Origin of the sequence: Shewanella sp. SM23 (assembly GCF_025654295.1) — a bacterium.
In the GTDB taxonomy this organism is placed as follows: Bacteria; Pseudomonadota; Gammaproteobacteria; order Enterobacterales; family Shewanellaceae; genus Shewanella; species Shewanella oncorhynchi.
Genome location: NZ_JAKKRM010000016.1, coordinates 105,763 through 115,524, shown reverse-complemented (window position 1 = coordinate 115,524; position 9,762 = coordinate 105,763). Strand labels below are relative to the sequence as shown.

At 45.4% G+C, this 9,762-nt stretch carries 10 protein-coding genes, 1 tRNA gene and 2 rRNA genes; 3 read left to right on the top strand and 10 right to left on the bottom strand.

The genetic code is table 11. The features are described from left to right. The first annotated feature begins 125 nt into the window (after positions 1–125). From rrf (L5L98_RS17640) to rrf (L5L98_RS17630), 3 genes are all read left to right on the top strand, one after another. Positions 126–241, top strand: a 5S ribosomal RNA gene (gene rrf, locus L5L98_RS17640). A gap of 38 nt (positions 242–279) precedes the next feature. Then, positions 280–355: transfer RNA gene (locus L5L98_RS17635), tRNA-Thr, on the top strand. Positions 356–392: 37 nt separating this feature from the next. Further along, positions 393–508: ribosomal RNA gene (rrf, locus tag L5L98_RS17630) — 5S ribosomal RNA — on the top strand. Between the two features lie 241 nt (positions 509–749). Here the strand turns inward: rrf (L5L98_RS17630) and hemB are convergent. Genes hemB through ubiE form a run of 10 tightly spaced genes read right to left on the bottom strand, consistent with a single transcriptional unit; the run spans position 750 to position 9,587 of the window. Continuing rightward, positions 750–1,757, bottom strand: a complete 1,008-nt coding sequence (gene hemB / locus L5L98_RS17625) for a porphobilinogen synthase (protein ID WP_105251204.1) — start codon at positions 1,755–1,757, stop codon at positions 750–752. A gap of 9 nt (positions 1,758–1,766) precedes the next feature. Beyond that, the gene (locus L5L98_RS17620) at positions 1,767–3,653 is read right to left on the bottom strand and encodes a diguanylate cyclase (protein WP_263142613.1); all 1,887 of its coding nucleotides are present in this window, start codon (positions 3,651–3,653) and stop codon (positions 1,767–1,769) included. Further along, the gene (locus L5L98_RS17615) at positions 3,646–4,449 is read right to left on the bottom strand and encodes a TatD family hydrolase (protein ID WP_263142611.1); all 804 of its coding nucleotides are present in this window, start codon (positions 4,447–4,449) and stop codon (positions 3,646–3,648) included. The genes L5L98_RS17620 and L5L98_RS17615 overlap by 8 nt, the downstream gene beginning before the upstream one ends. Beyond that, entirely contained in the window at positions 4,449–4,970 is a 522-nt protein-coding gene (locus L5L98_RS17610) for a hypothetical protein (RefSeq protein WP_263142610.1), read from the bottom strand. The genes L5L98_RS17615 and L5L98_RS17610 overlap by 1 nt, the downstream gene beginning before the upstream one ends. 45 nt (positions 4,971–5,015) lie before the next feature. Beyond that, a complete protein-coding gene (tatC, locus tag L5L98_RS17605) occupies positions 5,016–5,768 on the bottom strand; it encodes a twin-arginine translocase subunit TatC (protein WP_113940134.1) in 753 nt (250 codons plus the stop codon). Positions 5,769–5,771: 3 nt separating this feature from the next. After that, positions 5,772–6,260, bottom strand: a complete 489-nt coding sequence (gene tatB / locus L5L98_RS17600; RefSeq protein ID WP_263142608.1) for a Sec-independent protein translocase protein TatB — start codon at positions 6,258–6,260, stop codon at positions 5,772–5,774. 6 nt (positions 6,261–6,266) lie between these two features. Then, positions 6,267–6,506: a Sec-independent protein translocase subunit TatA gene (gene tatA, locus L5L98_RS17595; RefSeq protein ID WP_006083329.1), complete on the bottom strand. Its 240-nt coding sequence runs from the start codon at positions 6,504–6,506 to the stop codon at positions 6,267–6,269. Between the two features lie 59 nt (positions 6,507–6,565). Beyond that, positions 6,566–8,215, bottom strand: coding sequence for a ubiquinone biosynthesis regulatory protein kinase UbiB (gene ubiB / locus L5L98_RS17590; protein WP_263142605.1), 1,650 nt, complete (start codon positions 8,213–8,215; stop codon positions 6,566–6,568). Further along, positions 8,212–8,832 (bottom strand): SCP2 domain-containing protein, encoded by a 621-nt coding sequence (locus L5L98_RS17585; protein ID WP_105251212.1) that lies wholly within the window; start codon positions 8,830–8,832, stop codon positions 8,212–8,214. Before L5L98_RS17585 ends, ubiB begins: the two co-directional genes overlap by 4 nt. Then, on the bottom strand, positions 8,832–9,587 hold the full coding sequence (gene ubiE, locus L5L98_RS17580; RefSeq protein WP_006083326.1) for a bifunctional demethylmenaquinone methyltransferase/2-methoxy-6-polyprenyl-1,4-benzoquinol methylase UbiE: 756 nt from the start codon (positions 9,585–9,587) through the stop codon (positions 8,832–8,834). The genes L5L98_RS17585 and ubiE overlap by 1 nt, the downstream gene beginning before the upstream one ends. Positions 9,588–9,762: the final 175 nt, after the last annotated feature.

Genomic DNA, 9,762 nt, shown 5'->3' with positions numbered 1-9,762 from the left:
TTTTGCTAAGCGACCTTAGATAGAATACAGATACTTGATAAAGTTTGAACTCAAACAAAGCAAATCAGCTTTCCGAATTATTATTAGCGTGAGCCAGTGATGGACACGGTAATAAACAGAATTTGCTTGGTGACAATAGCCTTGTGGAACCACCTGATCCCATCCCGAACTCAGAAGTGAAACGCAAACGCGCCGATGGTAGTGTGGGGTCTCCCCATGTGAGAGTAGGTCATCGCCAAGCGCCTAATTTAAATAATCTTAATTGATTAGTATAGAATTGCTGATATGGCTCAGTCGGTAGAGCGCATCCTTGGTAAGGATGAGGTCCCCAGTTCGATTCTGGGTATCAGCACCATTACAATTTAGTGTTTAATCCTAGAATAAAGAATTTGCTTGGTGACAATAGCCTTGTGGAACCACCTGATCCCATCCCGAACTCAGAAGTGAAACGCAAACGCGCCGATGGTAGTGTGGGGTCTCCCCATGTGAGAGTAGGTCATCGCCAAGCGCCTAATTATCTCATTGAGATGTAACCAAGCCAGCTGAATAAGCTGGCTTTTTTGCGTCTGTAATCTGAACATTCTTTGCACTAATAATAATGCTGCCGACTGTAAATATTGCTATTAGCTTTGTTGGCGAGTCTTTTCTTCCCCTCAATACACAAGCTTTGCTTCCAGATTATTCACTATTAATCGATAAAAAAAGCAGCCAGAAGGCTGCTTTGAGGTGGTTCCTTAGCATTAGGTTGCTTAAGCTTCCTTAAGCCACTGGGCAGCACGTTTAGCGAAGTAAGTTAAAATACCGTCTGCGCCTGCACGTTTAAAGCAAAGGAGGGATTCCATGACGATGGCTTTTTCGGCTAACCATCCATTCTGGATTGCAGCCATATGCATGGCGTATTCACCACTGACTTGATAGGCGAATGTTGGTACTGCAAGTTCAGTTTTAACGCGATGCACTATATCTAAATACGGCATACCTGGCTTAACCATCACCATATCAGCTCCTTCTTGGATATCGAGTGCGACTTCATGCAAAGCTTCGTCACTGTTCGCTGGATCCATTTGATAGCTATGCTTATTGCCACCTTTGAGGTTACCCGCTGAGCCTACGGCATCACGGAATGGACCGTAGTAGTTTGAAGAGTATTTTGCCGAGTAAGCCATGATTTGGGTGTTGACGTGCCCTGCCGCTTCTAATGCTTGGCGAATCGCGCCAATACGGCCATCCATCATGTCCGATGGTGCAATGATGTCAGCTCCAGCATCGGCGTGTGACAGTGCTTGCTTCACTAAAATCTCGGTGGTGATATCGTTAAGGATATAACCCGTTTCGTCTATGATGCCGTCTTGACCGTGAGTGGTGAAAGGATCTAGTGCCACGTCAGTCATGATGCCGAGCTGTGGAAAGGCTTTTTTTAGCTCACGCACTGCACGTTGCACTAGGGCATCTGCGTTATAGGCTTCTTCTGCCATTAATGTTTTTTTCTCTGCAGGTGTCACAGGGAAAAGTGCGATCAATGGGATACCTAACTCAACCAGTTCTTCAGCTTCTTTCAGTAGCAAGTCTATCGAGTAGCGTTCAACACCGGGCATAGAGGCTATTTTTTCACTGCGATTAGTGCCTTCTAGAATAAACATTGGGTAAATCAAGTCATTGACCGTTAGATGATTTTCGGCCATGAGGCGACGGCTAAAATCATGTTTACGCATGCGGCGCATTCTACGCTGAGGGAAGGCACTGGTAATGATATTCACATTTGACTCCTAATTAGGTACTGGTCTTGCTTGATCCGACAAATACAAGCTGACTTGATTACGTCCACCGTTTTTTGCTTGGTAGAGTGCTTTATCTGCTTGTTCTAGTAATTTAGTACTGTGTTGATCGTGGGTCACTATATCGGCACTGACTCCGATACTGATAGTCAAAGGTATCGCTTCACCTTCCCATTCAAAATGAATAGAGGCAACAGCGTCTCTTATTGTTTCAGCAACTTGGAGAGCACCTTCTGCAGTTGTATTAGGAAGGATGATAGCAAATTCCTCCCCCCCAAAACGTGACACTAGATCCGTTGGCCGTTTTAAATGCTGTTGTAATGTTTGAGCTATTGTACGTAATGCTTGATCGCCTGCAAGATGACCGAATCTGTCGTTGATCAGCTTGAAACGATCAATATCAAGCATTAACAGTGCTATGGGTGTTTCTTGCCTGCGACTGATCCGGCTTTCAGCGATCAAACGTTTATCAAAGGCACTGCGGTTTTTGACCCCAGTTAAACTGTCGATAGTGCTTTGTTCTGTGAGTTTTTGGTTTACTTCATGTAATTCTCTGAGGGTGATCTCCAGTTCTAAAGTACGCTCTTGCACCATTTGTTCGAGTTTCTCATTGCTCTCGGCTTCCGCTTTTAGGGCTTCTTCCCGCGCACTACGAATTTTCTGTGCTTGCTTTAAGGCTTCTTGCTGGATACGAAGTTTAGCTTTGCGCTCATCGTTATAGCGGATGGCGAGCACCAGAGACATAAAGATAATTTCAAAAGTCAGCCCAAGCATCACAGGCGTTTGCGGTTTTAAATTGAGGTCAATCACGCTGAGATATAGCAAGCTACTGATGCAAGCTCCAGTCAGCATACTCACCCAGCCAATAGTGTACATACGTGCCAGTTTATGGCCATTGATGGCCTGAGTAATGGCAAAGACCATGAGGACCAAGCTGAGTACAGCAACTGAAATGATCTCAATATATAACGCTGTACCATATTGGATGAAAGGTGTGGCAAGTCCCACACAGAGGATATACACAGCACTATAGCGACAAGTGAGTAACATACGGCGGTTTAAATATTTGAGCTGTAATATTTTTTCAGTAAACATTAACGCAAATGCCATAACGATTGGCAGTAAAAACGGCACCATAACTTGCTGTAATAGCGGCCAGTCTGGCCAGAGGAATCGGAAGGCAAAACCGTTAATCGTGGCGACGAGTAAGGTCATGCTAAGGACATAGCCAGAGTAATAGCTGTAGCTGAATGAGCCCGATGCTATGGCGATAAAAAGACTAAAAATGCCAATTGCGGCAAGTACACCGAGTTGGAATCCATGCTCAACGGCGGTAGATTCGGCAATTTGAGCTAAGTCATTAGAAGACCATAGGTTTAATGGTACTGCAGCACTACCTTCAGTTTGAATATGCAGATAGAAAGTATGGGAGTCATCTGTGTTGATCTTGAAAGGATATAGGAAAATATTACTCAAGAATGGTCGATCCTCATAGGGGAATATATCACCCATCAGCACAGTATTCATGAGTTTATTATTGACTAAATGGTAGATAGTTACCTTGTCTAACAAAGGGTTATCTAGCGCTAAAATGCGCGAAAGTGTTTCGTCAGGGCTGGTTAAGCTGAAACTGAGCCAAAAATCATGGCCGCTGAGTTTTTGAATGTCTTTATTGGTAAAGTTATGCCAATCAGTTTTTGGCAAAGCTTGTATTTCGGCCAGTTCTTTTGCTGGTGTAGGGTGGCTGACCATTAACCAAGGCGTAAGGTTTAAAGGCGTCGTGGTTGACTCGTCAATGCTCAATAGGGTTGCCAAGGCCTGTGTTGGGCATATCCATAGCCACATCAAGAATATGAGTGGCATGTTTTTGTTAAGCATGGATTCGATCCAAATTAAAAAACGCTAAGCTATTTTGGTAGCAACGTTTTGCAAACTCATCCGCATCCTCTCCGCGTAGGTTTGCAATATAATTTGCGATATAAGGAAGGTATTCGGGCTTGTTTTTGCTCGATTTAGGCTTAGGTCGCATACTACGGGGGAGTAGGTAAGGGCTATCTGTCTCGATTAAAATGCGATTCTGCGGAATAAAGGGGACGAGTTGCGCTAGTTCTTGGCCGCGTCTTTCATCACAGACCCAACCTGTTATGCCTAAGTGTAAATCGAGGTCAATATAGGCTTCCATCTGTGCGTGAGTGCCTGTGAAACAATGTAAAAGCGCACCATTAAGCTGAGGTCGATATTCACGCAGGATTGCGATAAAGTCTTCGTGGGCATCGCGCTCGTGCATCAGTACGGGCATTTGAAGTTCAACGGCTAAGGCGAGTTGGGCAATAAAAGCTTGGCGCTGGATAGGTCTCGGGGAGAAATCACGATTGTAGTCTAAACCACATTCGCCAACGGCAACCACTTGCGGTGCGTGACAGAGTTCAGCTTGTCGAGCGTTTGAGCCATCATGCCAACCACTGGCATGGTGGGGATGCACACCAGCAGTGCAATAAAGTTGGTTAGGATATTGCTCGCATACAGCAATAGCTGCCGCACTTTCAGTTAAATCGCTGCCAATAACAATTAACGGCGAAACCCCTTGGTCCGCCGCCGCTTGTATTATCGATACAGTATCTTGTTCGAGTGCGCTGCCAAGTAAATTGACAGCGATATCTATGTATGAGGGCATTATTTTAGGCGTTTTACCCGAACCTTGGCATTGCGATCATCGGTACCCATTAAAAAAGAACCTAAAGCGGCTTTTTCAATATAGACAGTTTCACCTTGCTTAACATTGTACTTACGGCCATCAGTTTGTTTCCATACCTGACCGTTAGTGAAAGTCACTTTAATGTCTCCGTAGGCATCTTCGGCTATAGATTGAATCTCTAAATAAATCTTATCGACAGTATTTTCTTGAACACGCTTGGCTTCCATCCCAAAGTCATCGGCAATTTTTGCCGCTGGTGCTTGGGGGGCGGTTGCCACTATCGCTGCTGCAGTAGTAGGGACTGCAACTGTTGCTACTGTAGCCGGTATCGCTTGAGTGCTAATGGTGTCAGCTTTTACGCTTTCAGCTAGCTTGTCATAGCAAATCAAGCGGTCGAGTTTATCGGCGGTTGTTGCACATTGGGTTAACTGTTGTTCAATGCTGGCATTTGCTTGGACAGATACAAGCATGATCGCTGCCGTGATAAGAGTTAAGCGCATGAGAATGTTCCTTATTATATTATTCCCCTAACGCCTTCGAGGACGTTAGTCGTTTGTTTGTTCAGTATCTTCGTCTGACTCGTCATCTGGTTTGCTGTAGAAACGAGCCGCTAATAAACCGCCTTCGAACAATAACAGCATTGGTACAGCAAGCATAGTCTGGGAAATCACATCCGGTGGGGTTAATAGCATGCCGACGACAAAGGCGCCCACTATGATATAAGGACGTTTTTGCTTGAGATCTTCAGGTGTAGTGACACCTGACCAGCAGAGTAAAACAACGGCAATGGGGATTTCAAAGGATAGACCGAAGGCAAAGAATAGCTTCAGAATGAAGTTAAGGTAACTGGTAATATCTGTCGCAACTTGAACTCCCTCTGGCGCATTGTTAGCAAAAAAACCAAAAACAACAGGGAATACAAGATAATAAGCAAATGCAATACCGAGATAAAACAATAAGGTACTGCTGAATAGCAGTGGCATCACTAAGCGTTTTTCATGTTTATATAAACCCGGTGCCACAAAGGACCAAATTTGAAATAACACGTAGGGCACTGCCACAAAAAATGATAAAACGAGGGTTAGTTTGAAAGGTGCAAAAAATGGTGCAGCGACATCCGTCGCAATCATGCTGCCACCAAGAGGCAAAGATTGCATTAAAGGTATTGCCATGTAGTGGTAGATATCATTTGCCCAGTACACACTACAAATGAACACTAATAACACACTGGCAATGGATTTTAGCAGCTTGGACCTAAGTTCAAGCAAATGGCTGATAAGTGGCTGCTGTTGCGACATGAATTATCCGTTGGCTTTCGGGTTAGAACGGGTATCCACGCCCTGAGATGGCTCACTTGAAGTAGCGGGAGAAGCCGATGTTTGACTCGCCTCTACAGTGGCTGTTGGATTAGTTTGGCTAGCTTGAACTGGATTCACTTGAGCAGGAGTGTGAATTTGATTCTCAGGCTCAGGGGTGTCTTTTGACGGATCCTGAACTTGATAAGGGCGGTTCACTGACTGTGCCGCTTGCTTTAGTTGCTCAATAGACTCTTTGAGTTCAGGTGAGAGGTTAGATAAACCTTTGCTCTCGGCTTTTTTAAGATCGGCATGCAACTGCTCGATCTTCAGCTCCTGCTCAAGTTCTTCTTTTACCGAGTTCGCCATGCGTTTCATCGCACGGATCCAACTCGTTACCGAACGCACCGCAACCGGTAGACGTTCGGGGCCAAGAACCACTAGCCCCAAAACACCGATCAGCAGCAGCTCCATAAAGCCGATACCGTCAAACATAAAGAGTTACGCCTGTTCTTTGTTAGACTCAGGTTTCTTTTCAGTCGCCTGTTGAGTTGTTTGCGCTGTTTTAGCCGCTTCGGTGTCTTCTAATGCCTTCTTGTCTTCTTCTGAAGACATGGCGTTTTTGAAGCCTTTAACCGCACCACCTAAATCACCACCCAAAGAGCGTAATTTCTTAGTTCCAAACAACAAGACAACGATTAACGCAACGATAAGCAGTTGCCAAATACTAATACCACCCATGAAGGTATCCTCTTAATTGATATCGGTTCTATTATGAACCTCTGATTAATTAGTGCTAGCTAAAATTTGCGATTCTTTGGCCTAGATCGCCATCCTACAAACCACAATATCATGCCTGAAATTAGACAAACATAAGGGGTCCATAGTGTAGCGTCTCTATTAATCAATAACGTGCCACAGATCAATAAAACGGCAGAAGTGATAAGCAAGTAGTTACTCTTGTGTGCCTGCTGCTGATATTTCAAATACTTATCTAGCATTTGTTGCTGAGAACTCAGCAATTTCCTGCCTAACTTAAGGTTATCGTAAATTAGTTCAGGGAATTCAGGTAGTTTATCAGCCCAATATGGCAGTTTTGTGGATACCTTTTTAAACATAGCTTTAGGACCGACTTGGTCGGCCATCCACTGCTCTAAAAAGGGTTTGGCGGTTTGCCATAAATCCAACTGCGGATACAGCTGACGACCTAAGCCTTCGATGTAGAGTAAGGTTTTTTCCAACAATACCAATTGCGGTTGCACCACGATATCGAAGTGGCGCGCAGTGCGGAATAATTCCAGCAACACATGACCAAAGGAGATCTCGTCGAGCGGCTTGTTGAACATAGGTTCACACACCACTTTGATGGCCTGTTCGAAAGCTTGTAGATCGGTTTTTTCCGATACCCAGCCAGACTCAATATAGAGCTGGGCAATTCTGTGATAATCGCGATTAAAGAAGGCGAGGAAATTCTCGGCGAGATAGCGCTTATCGACTTCGCTGAGTGTGCCCATGATGCCGCAGTCGAGCCCAATGTAGTATGGGTTCTCAGGATGATCGCGGGAAATAAAGATATTGCCCGGATGCATGTCGGCGTGGAAAAAGTTATCGCGGAATACTTGGGTAAAAAATAGTTCAACACCTCGCTCGGCCAATAACTTAAAGTTGGTACCTTGCGCTTTAAGGGCGGCAATATCCGAGACAGAAATACCGTAAATACGTTCCATCACCATCAGGCGTGGATAGCAAAACTCTTCATACACATAAGGCACATAGAGCGCATCTGAGTTGAGGAAGTTGTTGCGTAGCTTGACTGCGTTTAAGGCTTCGAGCTTAAGGTTTAACTCGCCTAAAATGGTCACGCGGTAATCTTCGATCACTTCAGCAGGGCGCAGGCGGTTACCTTCACCGAGGAGGTATTCAATCAGTTTGGCAGTTTGCGACATCAACTGCAGATCGGCTTGAATCTTGGCTTCTACATTCGGGCGTAGCACCTTAAGTACGACGTCTTTACCGTTAGATTTGAGAGTCGCGGTATGCACCTGAGAAATAGAGGCTGAGGCCAGTGGCGTTTCATTAAAGTCATCAAATAGGGATTCAATCGGCGCTTTTAGCTCAGCTTCAATCGCTTGGCGGGCAAGTAAACCATCAAAGGGCGGCACTTTGTCCTGTAGCATGGCCAATTCACTGGCCCATTCATCGCTGAGTAAATCGCGGCGGGTTGAGAGCATTTGCCCAAGCTTGATATAAACGGGGCCGAGTTCCTGCATCGCCAGTTTTAAGCGTTCGCCACCGGGCTTATTTTTATGCTTATTGCGGATCCAGAATAGGCTGTTACGGGCGAGCTTAAAGTACCAAGGTGTCATCTTTGGCGGCAATACGTCATCTAACCCGTACTGAAGTAAGGTCTTAATGACGTGGTAACCGCGGCGGATACTGGCAAAGGTCATGGCTTAATTTGGTCTCTTAATTGGGCAATCCGTTGTTCAATCGCGCGAGTGTCGGCAACTAAATCATCCATCTGATCGCGAAAGTGCATTAACTCAATTGGGTGCGGTGCGAGGCGATACTCTTCAACTGCGAGTTGCCCTAAGTGGGAGCGGGTTTTACGCAACACTTCGAGTGCAAAGTCTTTTGCCAGATGGCTAGAACAGATGAGTTTGTGAGTGGGACCATCACCTAAATAACGGGATATTGGCTCGGCAAAGTCAAATTCGATACCGCGTAGATATTGGCTAAAGCTTTGTAATAAATTGAGATCGCCCTCAAGCTTGAGTTTATCTTGCTTGATTAGTTCAGTTAGGTTGGCGCCTTCGGACACGCGGTAAAGCGTCGTCGCATCGGCATGTAGACTGACATCGACATCGCCTTCATAGCGGCTCAGTACTTGGATCTCTTTGGCAAACACTAAATAGAATGGCCAGCTGAGCTGCGATAATTGGATACGAAACACTTTGCCATGCAACTGGCGCTGGCGCGAATAATCGTCGCCCGCTTGGGCCTGAAGTTTTTTCAGACCCGTTTCAATTGCGGCGCAGGCAAGCAGCACAACTTCTTGCGGCATCATTAGAATTTATAACCACGGTGCAATGCGACAATGCCGTCGGTCATGTTGGTGTAGTCGACTTGTTCAAAGCCTGCATCAACCATCATTTGTTTTAATGTGTCTTGATCTGGGTGCATGCGGATCGATTCAGCCAGATACTCGTAGCTGTCGGCATCTTTAGTGATGAGTTCCCCCATCTTAGGTAAGACTTTGAAGCTATATAAATCATACACTTTGCGCATGATTTCATGCTGAGGCTTAGAAAACTCTAGCACTAATAACTTGCCACCAGGCTTAAGCACGCGGTTCATCGAACGCAGCGCCGCATCTTTATCGGTCACGTTACGCAGACCAAAGGCGATGGTAATAATGTCGAAGTGGTTATCGGGAAACGGCAGTGCTTCGGCGTTGGCTTGCACATAACTGACATTGTTGACTATGCCCTTGTCGCGCAACTTAGTGCGCCCGACTTTTAACATGGAATCGTTAATGTCAGCTAAAACCACTTCACCTTTATCGCCCACTAAGTGAGAGAATTTTGCGGTTAAGTCACCTGTACCGCCGGCCAAATCGAGCACTTTCATGCCAGGGCGGGCGCCAGAGACTTCAATGGTGTAACGTTTCCAAAAACGGTGAATGCCGAAGGACATCACATCGTTCATTATGTCGTACTTAGCGGCAACAGAATGAAACACGCCGGCAACGAGTTCAGCCTTTTTATCGGCCTCTACGGTTTTGTAACCAAAGTGGGTACTTTTAGATTCGCCCTCAGACATCAATGTGTTCCTATTGTTTTGCAATGTATTAGTTGCGAGTGTAAGCCATCGCCTGCATTTGCTGAATCTTTGATCTATCACTCTGTGATCGAGCTAGTAAACTAACTGCAATGCCTTAGCTTGAGGCACTCCTGAACAGTCGTAGGATTAAGTGCTTAGCGACCACGTAAAATGA